The organism is Sphingobacterium bambusae, from assembly GCF_033955345.1.
GTDB lineage: Bacteria > Bacteroidota > Bacteroidia > Sphingobacteriales > Sphingobacteriaceae > Sphingobacterium > Sphingobacterium bambusae.
The window spans coordinates 448519-466145 of sequence record NZ_CP138332.1 but is presented as its reverse complement, the minus strand read 5'-3'; the positions used below and the strand labels follow the sequence as shown (position 1 = coordinate 466145).

Sequence of the window (17627 nt, the reverse complement as noted above, 5' to 3'; positions counted from 1 at the left end):
ATAGTCATTTGAGGTTAGAAGTTTAGTTCGATACCGAAAGTATAGGTTTTTCCCAAAGGTGTTTCCCAGCCTCGGGTGCCAAATTGACCAACCTCGGGGTCAGCCATTTTGTAGGCGGAAGCCGTTAGCAGGTTGGTGCCATTGAAAAATAAGCGTGCCTGCGTAATCTTCGCACGCTGGGTAAGGGCTGTGGGCAAGGTGTAGGCCAAGTTGATATTTTTTAATCGTAGGAATGACGCATCATAGATATGCCTGCTACTAAACTGTATGGCATCGGTTAAGTCGTTTCCATCGATCTTGGGTTGACTGCCTGTAGGATTTGTTGGCGACCACATATTTTCGTAGTACTGCTGGGAGCGTATACGTTCCCAATAGTAGCCATCATCGTTGACGTCTTTCTCTGCTCCGTCATAAAGCTTTCCACCCAGTTTGTACGCGAAATTCAGTGCCAGCGAAAATCCCTTATAGGTCAAGTCGCTATTGATACCTCCATAAACGGTTGGCACAGCGCTTCCGATAATTACTTGGCTCGCTTTGGAATAGCTGTAGCTGGCTGCTCGACCTTGATATTCGAAGTCGCTGGTTTCATTGTTGGTGTACCACACATTTCGTCCATTGTCCGGGTGCACCCCAGCCCACTCGTATCCATAGAAAGCGAGTACCGATTCGCCCTCTCTATAGATAAATTGGGCACGGCCATCGCCACCGGTAGGATCGTTCCAGAGGATATCGTTCCCCGCATTGAGCGATTTGACACGTGAAGAAAGGAAGGCGGCATTGGCACGCAATGACCACGAGAAATTTTCCTTGCGGATGATATCTCCACCGAGGTCCAGTTCAATACCGCTGTTATTGATCACACCGACATTCTGCAGCGCACGTGTAAAGCCCGTGGTTCCAGAGGTGGGTACGTCTTGCAGGAGATCTTTGGAATCGCGGTTAAAGTATTCCACGGATCCAGTAATTCGATTTTGTAGAAAGCCAAATTCTAACGCTAGATCATAAGTGTTGCTTTTCTCCCAAGTAAGTTTGGTGTTGCCAAGTCCTTTATCAATGTTTACGAGTGAGCCATCGCTAACAAGGCCACCTGGACTACCTTTGTAGTTGTATTTATAGTACATCAGCGTTCGCCAGGCAAAGTTATCGTTGGGCAAGGTGCCATTCACGCCGTAGGATGCGCGAAGACGTAATGTGCTAACGATAGGGCTGTCGCTTAAGAAGCGTTCTTTATGTATACTCCAAGCGCCAGAAACGGACCAAAACGTTCCCCATCGACTATCGGGATGAAAACGGGAGGATCCATCCCGACGGATAGAGGCTCCAGCGAAATACCGTTCATCAAAGTTGTAATCTATTCTTCCCAAAGAGGAAAGCAAGTTGTTGCCCCAGATATCGCTGTCGGCACGGAAGTTAGCTCCTGTACCTATGGAGCTACTGCTGCTAGAGCCTAAATTTATGCCGTTGCTAAATTGGTAATCTGTGCTATTCTTTTCGGCTTCATAACCAGCTAATAAGTTGATTTTATGTAAATCTATAGTTTTATTGTAGTTCAGTGTACTTGAAGATACATATTTCCGTATATTGGTGTTCCATTTGCTGGCTGAACCGCGATCGGTCGCCCCATTGAAATGCAGGGCTGAATAGTATAGGTCGTCGCGTACAGCCGTGTTATCGAAGGAAAAAATGGTTTTTGCTGTCAATCCCGAGACGATTTCCCAAGAAAGGGATTGTACGGCGCCGAGTTTTAGGGTACCTGTACTATTGTCCCACTGATCATTGTAATAATCGGCATTAAACGCTAAGCTTCCATATTGGGCTGTCCAAGGTTTTCCTGTTTTATAGTCTGTTGGCCAATAGAATGGAAATAAAAGGTTTCTTGACTGGAAGAATGGGTTGGATCCGGTGCTCCGGGTATCGTTGAAACCAGTTTTGTCGGTATTGGCGACATGGAGATTGATGTTGTAGGTTACGTTTTTAAACACACGTTGATTTAGGTTGACCCGCCCAGCGATGCGTTCGTATTCGTTGATGATCGCCCGACCTTTGTCTTTGGTGTAGGAAAGCGAACTGTAGTATTTTGTGTTCTCGGAACCCCCACTAATTGATAGGTCATTTGTTTGGAATATACCTTTCCTGAACAGGTAATCTTCCCAATCAAAATATTTCCCTGTCCGGTTCTCTATTCCATCCTCCATACCCAGTATCCGAACATTGGACATGCGGGAAACATCATCAACTTCAAATCGGTATCCGTGTTTATTAAAGCGATTGTTTATCTGATTGAGCGCATATGTGCTGGCTTCGGCATCCGTATAGTTTACGCCGGTGGCATTGTTCCTATTGGACGTTCGGTAGTCGTGAAATATTTGATATTCCATGTTTATTTGCGCCTGCGGATCGGCTGCTTCATAGTTGTCGGTGGCCCAATTGGGGGTGATACCGATGGAAGAACGTAGGTTGACCGTTGCTTTTCCCGTGGATCCTTGTTTCGTGGTAATCACGATCACGCCATTGGCAGCACGCGATCCGTAGAGCGAAGATGCGGCCGCATCTTTTAGGATCGTGATGGAAGCTATATCTGCGGGATTGAGTGTGCTCATAACATTAGAGGTTGCATAGAGTTGTCCGCTCATTTGTCCTACGTTACCCGAAATAACGGGTACGCCATCAATAACATAAAGTGGTTCATTGGAAGCATTCATTGATCCGATACCACGGATGCGGATGTTTGAGGTAGCTCCCGCTTGTCCCGATCCGGTAGACACCTGCAGACCCGCGACGCGACCGTTCAGCGCATTTTCAAAGGAGGTGATGGGTTGGCCTTCTATTTCCTTTGGGGTGACGGTAGCTGCCGATCCGGTGTAGGTACTCTTCTTTGCTGTACCGTATGCTACGACCATCACTTCATCGAGTGCTGTGCCATCCGACTGCATGGTTACTTGTAAGGTCTTTTGTCCGTCGATCAGTATTTCTTGGCTCACATAGCCTACTGCGGAGAGGATCAGCGTTGCATTCGGCGGAACCGGCAAGGTGAAAAGTCCGCTTTCATTTGTGGATGTGCCCTGCTGACTACCTTTCAGCGTGATGGTCACGCCGGCAATCGGTGAGCCCGTAGCATCGGTGATCTTTCCGGCTAAGGTAGTTTGTTGTGCTTGCACAATCTGTATAGCGCTGCAGGCCGTTATACAGAGGGAGGTTAGTAGTTTCTTGTTCATAACGTTTATTCGCTTCGGTGGTTTAAATACAATCGCTTTGTATGCGTAACGCAACGTGCAGAGGAGATACTTTCTGTTGCGGATAGTTAGTTTTTTGGCTTGCGCTGTAAGCTTAGCGCAAGCCATTTACGTGTGGCACATGCGTTTACTGGACGCGTTGGATACCTATACCAGGCCTTTCGGGCAGGTAGCAATTACCGTCACGCACGTGCATGCCGTCAAAGATGTCGTTGCCAATGAGGAGTGCGCCATCAAGATCTGCCCAATCAACCAGTGGCGCCAGCTGAGCGGCCGCTGTAATGGCACAGGAAGTTTCGGTCATGCAGCCCAACATGACTTTCATGTCCAATGCGCGTGCAAGCTCAGCCATTTTTTTGGCTTCGCGCATTCCGGTGCATTTCATCAGTTTTATGTTAATACCACTGTACACGCCCTGTAGCGCTCGGACATCTTTATAACGTTGGCAACCCTCGTCGGCTATCGTGGGTATGGGAGACCGCTCGGTCAACCAAGCCATATCGTCTATCTGCTCCTTGGGCATGGGTTGCTCCAAAAAAAGGACATTTCGTTCGCTCAACCAATGGGTCATGTCCAAAGCTTCTTCTTTGTTTCGCCAGCCTTGGTTGACATCGGCGCACAGCGGCACATCTGTCACGGAACGGATGGTATCGATGATCATTTTATCGGTCTCAAGGCCTAGTTTTACCTTCAAGATTTTGAACTGTCCGGCTTCGGCAACTTTTTGGCGGATGACCTCTTCAGTATCAATGCCTATTGTAAAGGACGTCGGCGGTATCAGGGATGGGTTTAAGCCCCAGATTTTGTAAAAAGGCTGCCGCAGCAACTTGCCGATCAGGTCGTGTAAGGCGATGTCTATAGCTGCTTTTGCTGCTGTATTTTTTTGATCGAGCTGATCGATGTATTGTATAATTTCTTCGGTTTCAAACGGCGAATCGAAGGCAGACAGGTCTAACTTGTTCAGAAAGGAGCTGACGCTGTCCTGCGACTCGCCCAAGTAGGGCGGCATGCTGGCTTCGCCGTAGCCAATTGTGCCCTCGTATTCTAACTCCGTAAGTACCACGGGCGTTGTGGTACGACTGAATGAGGCCACTGTAAAAACATGTTTCATCTCCAAGGTGTAGGGTCTGAAACGCAGGGTAAACTTACCCATCTTCTTGCTTGACCAATTTGCTGTATCCATCTGCAATCTATTTAACGTTGTTGTAGTAGCTGCTGTTATTAATCTGTTGCACCGCAGGATCTGAGGTGCCCAAATAGCGCCGCGCAGCGACGACCGTTCGGGCTTGAAAATCATCATAGTTGGCGGCCTCTTTCAACATGCTGTTGATGCGTACTGTTCCGGCCGCATGTATAAATTGACCATCGCCAAGGTAAAGGGCTACATGGGTGACGCGAGCGTTGCTATTTTTATTCTTGCCGCCAGCAAAAAACAGTAGGTCGGCAGGTTTTAGGTTTTTCAATGCTTTTTCCGTGTCGAAATTACCTTGATTATCCAAAATATCGATAGACTCTCCATGTAGCGCCTGCTGGGATGCATCTCTAGGAATGACTAGCCCATTCATGAAATAAGACATTTTGGTAAATCCGCTACAATCGACACCTTTCACGGAGGTACCTCCCCAAAGGTAGGGAAGCCCCAACATCGTTTTGGCACTCTGTAGGACGGTTTCGGCTGAAGGTATTCGGCTGCGCTGCCATTCGGTAAAGAGCGTTGCTTCCTGCTTCGGGATATACGCTTGACGACCGTCAGGATAAGCAACTTTGTAGTAGTTCTTTTCTTCGGCCAGCAAGGTCATGATATTGCCATACACTAAATCGGAGACCCGCAAACTTTGCTGATCTGGTGCGGACAACGATTTGCCAAATTCGTTGGTATATATCATTCGTTTACCAGCATTCCATATTCGAAGTTCTTTTTCGGTTATGGGGGTGACGGATGAGGTCGGTACCCAAGCGATGTATCCTTCTGCTGTTCGCACACGGTAATCGCCAGCTTTTTTCTGCAGGATGTCGACTGCTGCACCTAATAGCAACTGCGTCGCCATCTCCGCTGCATGTGAAGGCTGTGTACGTAAGTTTGCCACGGATAGGTTGATAAGTCCTTTCTTCTTCTCGCCAATGCCGGTATCTGGAAGGACGATGATGTTCACCTTTCCAATAATGTTGACCATCTCTTTTTCTAGCGGCAATCGAAGTGCCGGATCAGTGATTTGTATGTCATATTTTGCTTTGCTAGAATCGCTAGGGATCAACTCGACGATAGATGTGCGTTTATCCAACGCTTGGTTAATACGGAATGCGGCCAGCTTTTCCTCTATTATTGTTTGCTCGCTGTGCTTTTGCTGTGCATTTATCGCTGTTATAGATAGTAACAGGAGGAAAACAGTACTGCATATTCCCGCAAAAGTTGTTCTTTTCATAGTCATTAAGCGAATATAGCACTTAAAGCTTAAAAATGGATTCTAGAATTTGCGTTTTTTTATTTGTTTTGCTTTTTTAGGTGTATTAATCCGCATATCCAAAGGCTATGGTACGCGTTTTGTTGCGGTCATTGGCTCTTCCTTCTTCGAAACAAGGTGTTTGTGTCAATTAGACATGTAATCGTTTTAGTAGCAAAGGTGTTCGGTATGTGGTATTTTTTTGTATAATTGCAGGCATTAAGCAATATATTTCATCGGATGAATTCAAGACGTCAATTTATTAAGAAAACCTTAGTTGGAGCGGCTGCGGCTACAGCTGTCAGTCAAGCTATTGCAGCGCCAGGTTCGCGAAAAGGAGTAAAGCCCATTGTTATATCGACTTGGGATTTTGGTGTTGCGGCGAATAAGGCTGCTTGGGAAGTACTAAAAGATAATGGACGTTCTTTGGATGCGGTGGAACAAGGAGTGAAGGTTGCCGAAGCTGACCTGTCGAACCCAACAGTAGGAAAGGGGGGCTACCCCGATCGAGATGGACATGTGACATTGGATGCCTGTATTATGGATGAGCTTGGTAATTGCGGGTCTGTGGCTGCCTTGGAACATATTGCGCATCCTATTTCAGTTGCGCGCATGGTGATGGAAAAGACGCCACATGTGATGTTGGTGGGCGAGGGGGCTTTGCAGTTTGCGTTGGAGAATGGATTCGAACGGGAAAACCTGTTAATCCCATCTTCCGAAAAAGCGTGGCAGGAGTGGCTGAAGGAGAAGAAGTATAAGCCGATCATGAACATAGAAAACAAGTCGTTTAATACCGAGCGTCTTCCGGGAAACCAGTATAACCATGATACCATTGGTATGTTGGCCTTGGATGCGGCGGGCAATCTGTCGGGCGCTTGTACAACCAGCGGAATGGCGTTTAAGATGCGTGGCCGTGTGGGCGATAGCCCCATTATCGGCGCTGGACTATACATCGACAATGAAGTGGGGGGAGCAACCTCAACGGGCGTGGGCGAGGAGGTTATTCGTACGGTAGGTAGTTTTCTTGTCGTGGAATTGATGCGTCAGGGCTATTCGCCGGAGGCGGCTTGTAAAGAGGCGGTGGCACGCATCGTGAAAAAGAAGCCGGATACAGCTAAGGAAATACAGGTAGGCTTCTTGGCTTTGAACAAAAAAGGCGAGTATGGTTCTTACGCATTACAATCGGGCTTCACGTATGCGGTATGTGATGCGCAGAAGCAGGACTTAGTGATTAAGGGGAAGCATATTTTTTAGTATTTAGTATAGCGGTTTATGTAATGCGCATCGCGTAAGGGGTTTCCTTATTTTTCTTGACATTGCCATGTTTTAGTTTTTTTACTTTTTAATTTTTCCTTTTTAATTTTAGATATGAAAGCAACATTTGGAGGAGGATGTTTTTGGTGCACGGAGGTGATTTTCCAAAATACAGATGGCGTGAATACGGTTTTGCCCGGCTATATGGGGGGTAAGAACGATAATCCGACCTATAAAGAAGTCTGCAATGGCGATACGGACCATGTAGAGGTGGTACAATTGGATTTTGATGAAGATAAGGTGAGCTTTGAGGAGCTGCTGAAGATCTTCTTTAAGACACATAACCCGACCACACTAAACAGACAGGGGAATGATGTCGGAACGCAATATCGCTCGGTGGTATTTTACCACAGTGATGCGCAAAAGGAGTCGACAAACAAATTTATTCAAGGCTTGGAGGAGGCAGAGGCCTTTGCTGATCCGATTGTGACGACGGTAGAGCCTGCAGTTACTTTTTGGGAGGCGGAGGATTATCACCACGATTACTTTAATCAAAATCCGGGCAATCCTTTTTGCGCGGCCGTGATTGCGCCGAAGCTGCAGAAATTTTTGAAAGAATATAAAGCTTAAGCATAAAAAAACACCTCTTTCGGAGGTGTTTTTTTATGCTATTTAGGTCTCGTTAAAACAAGGACGTCTGTCCTTCGTCATCCGACTTAGCGTCGTCTCCTTCATCCAAATTGATATCATCCGGATTGGTAATTTCGAAGCCTACATTGTCATTGGCTGCAGGAACGACGGTATTGGCCGTTTCGGTATTTTTTGTATTATCGACTGCGCCTTCCGCCGGCTCTCCACTAGCATCAGTTCCTTCACCGCTTGTCGCTTTGGCAGCTTCTTCCTTCTCGACCTTGATCGATAGATCAATTTCTTCGGTCAGCAGTTTTACCGTTTTCACCGTGTGGAACGATAGTCTGTTGCCCTGTGCCTTCATGCCCTTCACATCAATGATTTCGTTCAGCGGTTGTTCAAGGCTTTCCGGCGTTTGACTTTTTCCTTTAAGCAAGTTCACTTTGGCAATAGGCGCGGAACCATTCGTGACCAAAATAAGTTTGGAGCCGGGACTATCGTTGATAAAGGTAATGCGTTTACGTACTGGTTGGTCGTCAAATTTGAAGCGCTTCACAAAATAAGTTCCCGTTTTACCATCTTGGTGTATGGCTGTGTAAACGTGCTCGGGAACATATTTCTCCATCCGTAGGAGGTTTGTATCGAAGTGGTTGCTGAGGTCGAAACTGGAGAATTCATAGGATCCGTCGGGGTATACCAACAGAATCTTATCATCTCCATCAAACTCGCCAAGGAAACGACCACGCTCGTCTGCATTTAAGCGGCGCAGCACATCGTCAAACCATATTTTTCGGCCTGCAAGGGTCGATACGCCTGCATTTTTAAAGGTGATCTTTTTTACGGGGTACTTGGAAACGATATTTCCTTGTGATCCGCGCCCTTTAATGGCTATCTCCGCAAAATCTTGATCGAACGTTAACTTACGGAGCTTAGAATGAGGCTTCAGCTGAATGTTGATGACTTCAGCCTCTCCATTTGGATTGGCGGTGAAGTAAAGTAGTTTTGATCCTTTCGCGCCTTTGGATATATCATACTCCTTATCGCGCGTAACACCTGTCACAGCGAAACGTTTAACATAACTGGTGCCCGTTGCGCCATCACTGTACACGGCATTGTAGATGGTGCGCTCGTCACCTTTTTTGAATACCGCAATATGTATGATATCCTTGCCGACAAAAACTTTGTCCTGCACCTTTGTGATGGAATATTTGCCGTCGGCGCGGAATACGATGATATCATCAATATCCGAACATTCGGATACAAATTCGTCTTTACGCATGCCCGTACCGATGAATCCCTCTTCGCGGTTAACGTACAGTTTGGCGTTGGCCAAGGCTACCTGCGAGGCTTCCACTTTATCGAAAATACGGATTTCCGTTTTGCGTTCGCGGCCTTTACTGTATTTGCTACGCAAATGTTCAAACCAATCAATACTATATTCCGTCAGATTTTTGAGGTTCTTACGTACGACTTTGATATCGTCTTCCAGCGCCTTCATTTGCTCATCAGCCTTGCTTACGTCAAAGCGGGTGATGCTGCTCATCGGTTTGTCGATTAAGCGCTTATAGTCCTCTGGCTGAATCTCTCGGTAAAATTGCGGAAAGAAAGGCTCGAAAAGGCGGTTCAACACCGTAACTACCGTTTGGAAATCACCTGCATTTTCGTAGTCGGCATGTTTGTACATACCTTCTTGGATAAATATCTTCAATAAAGAGCTAAAGAAAATCTTCTCCTGCAATTCATGCAGTTTAATTTCTAACTCTTGCTTGAGCAGATCTCTTGTTTGGTGCGTATTGGCGATCAGGATATCATTCACACTCATAAAGTGCGGTTTGTTATCGATGATCACACAGGTGTTGGGTGAAATAGAAGTCTCGCAAGCCGTAAATGCATAAAGCGCATCGATGGTGACATCAGGCGATATACCGGGAGCCAAGTGAACGATGATTTCTACATTTTCAGCCGTGTTGTCCTCAATTTTTTTGATCTTGATCTTTCCTTTATCGTTGGCGGTAACCACACTCTCGATCAATCCTCCGGTAGTTGTACCAAATGGGATTTGCGTAATGGCCAAGGTTTTCTTGTCGCGCTCTTCGATGGTTGCGCGTACGCGAATTTTTCCACCACGACGTCCTTCGTTGTAGTTGGAAACATCGGCTTGTCCGCCAGTAGGAAAGTCTGGAAATAAGTTAGGACGTTCGCCTTTCAATACTTGTATAGATCCGTCGATCAACTCAATAAAGTTGTGCGGCATAATCTTGGTGGCCAAGCCCACGGCAATACCCTCGGCACCTTGCGCCAAAAGGAGCGGGAACTTAACCGGTAATGTGACGGGTTCTTTGTTTCGCCCATCATAGCTGAGTTGCCACTCGGTGGTATCTGGATTGAAGACAACTTCGTTGGCGAATTTGGACAATCTTCCCTCAATGTAACGTGGTGCTGCCGCGGAGTCGCCCGTGATCGGATCGCCCCAGTTTCCTTGGCAGTCGATAAGCAGGTCTTTCTGTCCTATTTGTACCATCGCATCGCCAATAGAGGCATCCCCATGTGGGTGATACTTCATGGTATTCCCGATGACGTTGGCGGCCTTGTTGTAGCGACCATCATCCATCTCTTTCAAGGAATGCAGGATGCGGCGCTGAACAGGCTTAAATCCATCGTTGATATGGGGCACAGCGCGATCCAAGATAACGTATGAAGCATAGTCTAAGAACCAATTTTCATATAGACCGGATAATGGTATGGTCGTGCTATTTAATTCTTGGTCTTGACCGGCTGTATTTGGGTCGTTGTTTTCTTCTGGAAAGTTTGTTTCTTCGCTCATTTACGACAAAGTGGCTTTTATTTCGATACAGTTTCTTTGCTTTTTAAGGCAGGTAAAAGTAACAAAAATCGTCCATTTTTCCCGATTAATATTTGTGTGCCTCATAAAAAAGCCGCTTTCCAATCGGAAAGCGGCCACAAACTAACCCACCTAATTTATGCTGTTAATCTAACAACGTAAATTGAGTTTCTTTGGCATCGCTGGAATTGGTACCGATAAAGAGTTTAAAATCTCCGGGTTCCGCGACAAATTGTAAATCGTTGTTATAGAATTTTAGGTCTTCCGCTGTAATTTCGAATTGAATTTCGCGCGATTCACCTTTTTTCAGGAATACTTTTTGGAAACCCTTCAATTCTTTGCCTGGACGGGTTATAGATGCGTATACATCCCGAAGATAGAGCTGCACCACTTCTTCACCGTCGTAGTTTCCACTGTTTGTGAGCTGCACGGTAGCCGAAATTTTATCGTTGGCGTGCATCGTGGTTTTGCTAAGCTTAATATCGCCATAGCTGAAATGGGTATAGCTCAAACCGTAGCCAAAGGGGTAAAGGGGTTGGTTGTCCACATCTAGGTAGTTGGAGCGGAACTTTTGGAACCAAGCGTCTTTCGCTAGCGGTCGTCCGGTGGTTTTTGCGGCATAATATAGCGGAATCTGACCCACGTTTTTCGGGAAGGTAGCCGGCAGTTTTCCAGATGGGTTGACGTCGCCGAATAGCACATCGGCCACGGCTTTACCGGTTTCTGTTCCGCCAAACCACACATTTAAGATGGCTGGTACGTGTTCCTGCTCCCAAGTTAAGGTCATCGGCCGGCCGGCGAAGAGTACAAGCACAACAGGTTTTCCTGTTTTCAGTAAAGCCTCCAATAATCTTCGTTGCGCGTCGGGGATATCCAAGTCTGTACGGCTGGAGCTTTCTCCACTCATTTCGGAGGATTCGCCTAGCGCGGCTACAATAACATCGGCGGATGAGGCCACCTGTACTGCTTCGGCAATGATATCCGCCTCGGGGCGCTCATCACGTGGAATGCTGCGACCGAACATCGTGGCTCTTTCTTGGTAAGCAGCATCGGATATCAGGTTGGATCCGAGGTGATGTACAATCTTGACTTTGTTGCCAAGGGCTGCTTGCATGCCTTCCAAAAGGCTAGGGGTATTTTCCAGATCGGCACTGACGCTCCAAGTACCGGGCATGTTGGCTCTCGTGTTCGCCAAAGGGCCGATGAGGGCTACTGTTCCGCTTTTCTTTAAAGGGAGCGTTTGTTGCTCGTTTTTAAGTAGGACAAAGGATTTTGACGCAATCTCGCGCGATTTCGCAAGGTGGGCAGGCGTCAATATATTGTTTTTGGCGCGTTTGTCGTCGCAGTAGCGAAAAGGATCGTCGAAGAGCCCTAGTTTGTACTTGGCGATCAATACCAAGCGGCAGGCTTCGTCGATTTCCGCGAGCGTCACTTTGCCTTCGTCAAGCGATTTTTTTAAGGTTGTTAGAAATCCTTCGCCAACCATATCCATATGTATGCCGGCTTTAAGAGCAAGTGCGGATACGGTCTGTAGATCGCCTAATCCATGATCTACCAACTCATTGATACCGGTATAGTCGGTGACTACCATGCCTTTAAAGCCCCATTGCTGACGCAATACATCGGTCATGAGCCATTTGTTGGCCGTTGCGGGCACACCATTGATATCGTTGAATGAGGCCATAACTGTTCCTGCTCCCGCGTCGATCGCTGCTTTGTAGGGCGGCAGGTATTCGTTGTACATGCGGTGTAGGCTCATGTCTGTTGTGTTATAGTCTCTGCCCGATTCGGCCGCGCCATATAAGGCGAAATGTTTTACGCAGGCCATCAGGGTGTTATTAGCTTTCAGGTCTGTGCCTTGATAGCCCTTCACCATTTCGGCAGCAATGCGCGAACTGAGGTATGTATCTTCGCCACTTCCTTCGGATATACGTCCCCAACGCGGATCGCGCGAGATATCTACCATGGGCGAGAAGGTCCAGTTGAGGCCGTCGGCCGTAGCCTCAACGGCAGCTATACGTGCCGACTCGCGGATAAGGGACATATCCCAGGTAGCGGCCAGACCTAAAGGGATAGGGAAAAGGGTTTTATAACCATGGATGACGTCCATACCAAAGATAATAGGAATACCCAATCGCGATTGTTTTACAGCGAGCTCCTGCGCAGCCCTGATCTTAGCGGGGCTGGACATGCTGAAAATACCGCCAATCTGGCCCGATTTGATTTTGCTTTCCACACCGGTAGATACGACCGATCCGGTTACGGCCTCACCGCCGGTGACCAAGTTTAACTGACCGATTTTTTCTTCTACAGTCATCTTGCCCATCAGTTCGGAAACGAACTTGTCCATCTTGGGATTGTTTTGCGCCTGCACCCGCACGCTACAACCGGTGGCGATAGCGAGCATCCATATTGCTATTTTTCTCATATATGTCGTTTGTTGTTTAGGTGATTTTGTGTCTGTTTTCGCTACTCTACTTTGACGATCGGGTAGCGTGTCGATATGCCGTTTTCATTGATGGCTTCGATCGTGAAATAGTAAGGTTTTTGACTATCCATAGCTTTATAATAGTAGTCATTGGCATCGTGAACCATGATACAGTTGTATAGTTTATCCGGTTCCAAGCCCGTGTAAATATTGTACGCGTAGGCATTGTCTACCGGGCTCCATTTAATCCAAGCACTGCGTTTGTCTTTTTCGGTGCGCATGACGACAAACTGCTTCACAGGATCGGGCGGGGCGCTGTTGCCTTTTCCGAAAATCCGTAATCCGCTGATGGCAAATTTGCCGGAGGGCATGTGGACGTTTTCCAATTTTACGTAGCGTGCTTCTACAGGCTTATCCAGCTCAATGTAGGCATGTGGCTCGTCTGTCTTATTGTTGCTTTTGTCAACGATGAGCTTCCACTTCTTGCCACCATTGGAGGCATAGAGTTTGTATTGATGATAGATGTCTGGTATTTTGCCCAAGAAGCTGCTATCTACATCCTGATCTGCATAGTTTATCTGTATAGCATGCAAGGTTGATACTTCACCGAGGTCTGTGCTGATCCATTCGCCGCTGTTGCCCGACGCTGCGCTCCAATAGGTTTTCATGCTTTCATCCACCGCATTATTGGCAACATAGGCCCCAAGCGTGGACGATACGGCCACTGGCTTTTTGTAATTCAGGAGCATCCATCCGGTAAACTTGCCTGCTTGCTCGCTGTCGGGTAGGTAGTGTGGATAGTCGCCAAATGCGGTATTACTGTACATGACATCGTCTTGGTCAAAATAGGTGGGCCAAATGCCCAGTCTACGTTCAAAATTGTTCTTTACGCCCAGCACGATAGTGGACACATGCCAGTATTGCCCATGTTTGTCGTGAAAGGTAGAGCCATGACCTGCACCGCGGGCATAGCCGCCGGGTTTGTAACTTAATGGATCTGACTGTTTCGTGAAGGGACCCAAGGGCGAATCGCCCACGGCCACCCCATCGGCATAGCCACTGAACTCCGTTCCGGGGCCAGCGAATTGAAAATAATACTTATTGTTATGTTTGGTCATGTGTGCACCTTCTAGAAAGGGATCCAAAAAGGTATTGTCCATGTATTCGCCAAAGCGCTGCCAACCGTAGCGCCAATCTTCGAGGTGGAGCAGCTCTTTGCGCGTGCCCTTTGGCTGCATGGTCTTGCGATCGAGCTCAATGCCATAGAGCGGATAGCGATTGCTGCTACCGTTGTACATGTAGAAACGGCCATCGCTGTCGGTGAAAAAATCCGGATCCCAACCACCGATAGCAAAGCTATCTACCAAGGGCTTCCATTCGTTCGCCTTCGGGTTGGTGCTCATCCAGATGGTGAACTTATCGGTATAGGTACTCCCGAATACCAACATGGTGTCGCCCACGACGCCAACGGCAGGGGCACAGAGCTCGTCGTATACATCGCCATTCCAAGGGCGCAGAAACTTTTTGGATTGAAACGTCCAGTTGATCATGTCTGCGCTCCACCAATATCCCCATTGGTTGGTGCTGAACAGGTAGTAATCATCTTTATAATTGACGATCACGGGATCGGCCGTAGCACGATGGCGGCCCCATTCCGAAAAATTAGGAATAGGGGTGTAGCCGTAATCGATATTGATCGGATTGCAATAGGTTGTTTGGCGTGTTTGCCCCTGTGCGGTGCACAGGAGCAATATCGCCATACCGAAACAAGCAAGTAGTTGTTTCATTGTTTAGTTGTTTAGTTTAGGACTTTGGAATCCCAATTTCTTTAAGCCGGCCTGCATATCGGGCGCCTGCATAAACAGGTTCCAGATGAAGCCATCTTTGTAATTTTGTATCATGACGACAATAGGTCCTTGGTCGATCGCCAAATAACGTTGTGGATACCAATTTTCTGTTTCGCTGTAGGCGTCGTAAAACCCGTATTTTCCCCAAACTTTATCGCCAATGCTGTCTTTTAAGTAGTGCATAAAGCTTAAACTTTCCTTAGGCGTATAGGGCATAGAAGATAAGGCTGCTGTAGGTGAAATCACGCCCGTAGGGTCATTGTCGGGGTGATGCGCATTGTAGCCGTTTGTTGAATAGCTTGCTGTCCAGCCCCAGCCTTTGTCGGCGCCATAGCCTTTGAATTTCTTGGGATTTTCGTTGGCGTAGGCAATGTTGATTTTCGTATGGTTGGTGACGACATCCTCGTAGTTGGCATATTGGTCTTTTAACCCGATAGGGTTGAGTCCCAAAAAGGAGTAGTGCGCCCAAAATAGTGGTCCCACTTCACCCTCTTTAGCGTTGTGTTTGACCAGTGTCGGTATATCGTACTTTTTGATATAGGTTTTTATTGCGCCATCGCGCGCCCAGCCTTTATGGTAGGTGGATGCCGGGATGGGATGGGTAGGGGAAGATGCGGCCATGATGTAGGCGATCATACACTCGTCAAAGCCTTGGATGGCATGGTTCATGCCCCAGCCATGTTTCGGGCTCCAATGCCAATACAGCAGGTCTTTGCCGTTACGGTAGAAATCCCAGTTAATGCCTTTCCATAGTTCGTCGGCCTGAGCTGCTAGCTTCTGCTCCTCTGGCGATCCATTTTTGTAAAACTCGCGAATGCAAATTAGTGCTTCCGCCATAAAGGCTGTTTCGACGATATCGCCGCCATCATCATTCGCGCTGAAGGCTTTTGCCTTGCCGGTATCGCCAAAGTACCAGTGCGACCAGGCACCCTGAAATCGGTCGATCTTGCCCAAGAAGTTCAACGACTTTTGCAGGTGGGCAAATCCTTCGGCCTTGCTGATGAATTCATTGTGTATACCCACCAAAATGGCCATCAACCCAAATCCACTGCCACCAATGGTTATTACATTTTGGTCGTTTTGCGGATACTCTCCATCGATATGTATGCGTTCGCGTGCCAATCCAGAATTTGGCTCGGCGCCTTCCCAAAAATATTGAAGGGTTTGCTTTTGGACGGTGGTGAGTAGGCTGTCCTCGCTCACATCATGGTTATGGGCGACAGAGTCGCTACTGGAAGCTGTGTGCTTATTTGTAGGAGAATGACAACTTATTGCAATAATGCCCAATAGAGCGGTAAAGGTTGCATACTTCAGTTTCATACATTAAAGATTAGGTGATGTAAATTTTAATTTTTGTAATGCGCTTTTAATTTCAGGTGTTTGCATAAAATTTTTCCATAATAGGCCCGAGCGATGGTTTTCTATTCCGATAATGATGGGGCCTTGATCGATAGCGAGGTAAGAGTCTGCAAACCAAGGTTCATGCAGGGAGAAGGCATCTTTGAAGCCATATTCACCCCATATTTTATCGCCCAATTTATAGTAGAAGAACTCCAATGCCTGTAAAGATTCCGCTGTGCTGTATGGTATGGAGGAAAGCGCTGCGGTAGGGGTGATGACGCCATTATCCTCAGTAGGAGAGTGTACACGGTAGCCGTTGATATCATCGCTTGCGGTAAGTCCCCAACAATCTGCACTGTAGCCGGAGAAGCCTTGCGGATTGGCGATACAGTAAGCGCGATTGATTAGACTATGGTTTTTTACCTGCTGCTCATAAGATGCATACTGATCTTGCAATCCGTTAGGATTGAGCCCGAGAAAACTGTATTGCGATAAGAAAAGAGGACCCCCACCCGCTGGGCCAAGTGGTAATTGGATGCCATGGTAAGTATTTCCATTCCGCATATTACCATTGTTCGCCCAACCCTGTTCGTACACAGAAGCGTCTATACCATGTGTTGGCGATCCAGCAGCCAGTATATAGACGATGAGCGACTCGTTCCATCCACTTATTTTAAGGTTGATCTCCCATTGAAAGTTGGGGCTCCAATGCCACAATAGGGCTTGTTGTCCATTCTGAAAGAAACTCCATTCAACGGCATTGTATAACGTGCTGATATCTGCCGTTAGCGCTGCGTCATTGAAGTATGTACGAGCGGTCAATAGGCCTTGAAAGAGAAGAGCGGTTTCTACAAGGTCTGCGCCGTTGTCTTTTTCACTAAAAGGTTGAGTTTTGCCCGTGCTGCCGTTATACCAATGTGCAAATGCTCCATGATATTTGTCGGCCATCTTTAAGAATGATACTATTTTTTTCGTTCGTTCCAATCCTTGTTCACGAGTAATAAAGTTGCGCTCAATGCCTGTCAGAATAGCCATGACACCAAAGCCGGTGCCGCCGGTTGTAACGGTTTCTCCAGAGCTATTACGTTCCCGAATCATGCCGTAACTAGCATGAGCGTGATCCCAAAAATATTTAAAGGTCTGTTGTTGTACTTTTGTCAACAGCTCGTCCGTGGAAATTCGTTCGAATTTGTCTGTACTGTCCAACGCTGTTCGGAATGTATAGTTTAACGGAGAAATGATGTTGACACCATCGAAGGACTGTGCTGTTTTATCGACAACTAGTTTATATTGACTGAATGATGTGAGAGCTGTTGGTTGAATTTGGATAGTGTGATCATTGTCAAGTAAAGATACGTGTAAGGGCATCTTAAGCGACGAGGATTGGTCTATAAATTGCACTGCGTTTTCAAAGCTTGTCTTTTCGACGGCTTGGTTGAAGCGTAAAGTGATGACACTATTGGATCGAATCACTGATGTTTGTTCAGTTAACGTGCGTCCATCTAGACTTGCGGACTCCAATCGAAAAACATTTAGGGGATCATCCTGGTCCTCTTTGCAAGAGCAAAAGAGAACCAGAATGGTCAATATCGAATAGAATAATTTCATTAT

Annotated in this window: 10 protein-coding genes; 2 read left to right on the top strand and 8 right to left on the bottom strand. The window is 47.0% G+C overall.

From position 1 onward, the window contains the following. Positions 1-14: 14 nt before the first annotated feature. The 3 genes from SCB77_RS01940 to SCB77_RS01930 form a co-directional block, all read right to left on the bottom strand. Positions 15-3215 (bottom strand): SusC/RagA family TonB-linked outer membrane protein, encoded by a 3201-nt coding sequence (locus SCB77_RS01940; protein ID WP_320184749.1) that lies wholly within the window; start codon positions 3213-3215, stop codon positions 15-17. Between the two features lie 145 nt (positions 3216-3360). After that, positions 3361-4416 carry a dipeptide epimerase gene (locus SCB77_RS01935; protein WP_320184748.1) on the bottom strand — a complete coding sequence of 352 codons (1056 nt, stop codon included), beginning with the start codon at positions 4414-4416 and terminating at the stop codon, positions 3361-3363. 7 nt (positions 4417-4423) lie between these two features. Further along, the gene (locus SCB77_RS01930) at positions 4424-5656 is read right to left on the bottom strand and encodes a C40 family peptidase (RefSeq protein ID WP_320184747.1); all 1233 of its coding nucleotides are present in this window, start codon (positions 5654-5656) and stop codon (positions 4424-4426) included. A gap of 258 nt (positions 5657-5914) precedes the next feature. Between SCB77_RS01930 and SCB77_RS01925 the strand changes: the two genes are divergently transcribed. Further along, the gene (locus SCB77_RS01925) at positions 5915-6928 is read left to right on the top strand and encodes a N(4)-(beta-N-acetylglucosaminyl)-L-asparaginase (RefSeq protein WP_320184746.1); all 1014 of its coding nucleotides are present in this window, start codon (positions 5915-5917) and stop codon (positions 6926-6928) included. Positions 6929-7042: 114 nt separating this feature from the next. Then, entirely contained in the window at positions 7043-7558 is a 516-nt protein-coding gene (gene msrA / locus SCB77_RS01920) for a peptide-methionine (S)-S-oxide reductase MsrA (protein ID WP_320184745.1), read from the top strand. A 52-nt stretch (positions 7559-7610) separates the two neighbouring features. Here msrA and SCB77_RS01915 read toward each other — a convergent pair whose 3' ends face one another. From SCB77_RS01915 to SCB77_RS01895, 5 genes are all read right to left on the bottom strand, one after another. Beyond that, positions 7611-10382, bottom strand: a complete 2772-nt coding sequence (locus SCB77_RS01915; RefSeq protein ID WP_320184744.1) for a DNA gyrase/topoisomerase IV subunit A — start codon at positions 10380-10382, stop codon at positions 7611-7613. A 163-nt stretch (positions 10383-10545) separates the two neighbouring features. Continuing rightward, positions 10546-12828, bottom strand: a complete 2283-nt coding sequence (gene bglX, locus SCB77_RS01910) for a beta-glucosidase BglX (protein ID WP_380935273.1) — start codon at positions 12826-12828, stop codon at positions 10546-10548. Positions 12829-12869: 41 nt separating this feature from the next. Beyond that, a complete protein-coding gene (locus SCB77_RS01905; protein WP_320184743.1) occupies positions 12870-14615 on the bottom strand; it encodes a family 43 glycosylhydrolase in 1746 nt (581 codons plus the stop codon). A gap of 3 nt (positions 14616-14618) precedes the next feature. Continuing rightward, positions 14619-15995, bottom strand: a complete 1377-nt coding sequence (locus SCB77_RS01900; RefSeq protein WP_320184742.1) for a glucoamylase family protein — start codon at positions 15993-15995, stop codon at positions 14619-14621. 3 nt (positions 15996-15998) lie between these two features. Continuing rightward, complete coding sequence (locus tag SCB77_RS01895; protein WP_320184741.1) at positions 15999-17624, bottom strand: glucoamylase family protein; 1626 nt, start codon at positions 17622-17624, stop codon at positions 15999-16001. Between the last annotated feature and the right edge of the window lie 3 nt (positions 17625-17627).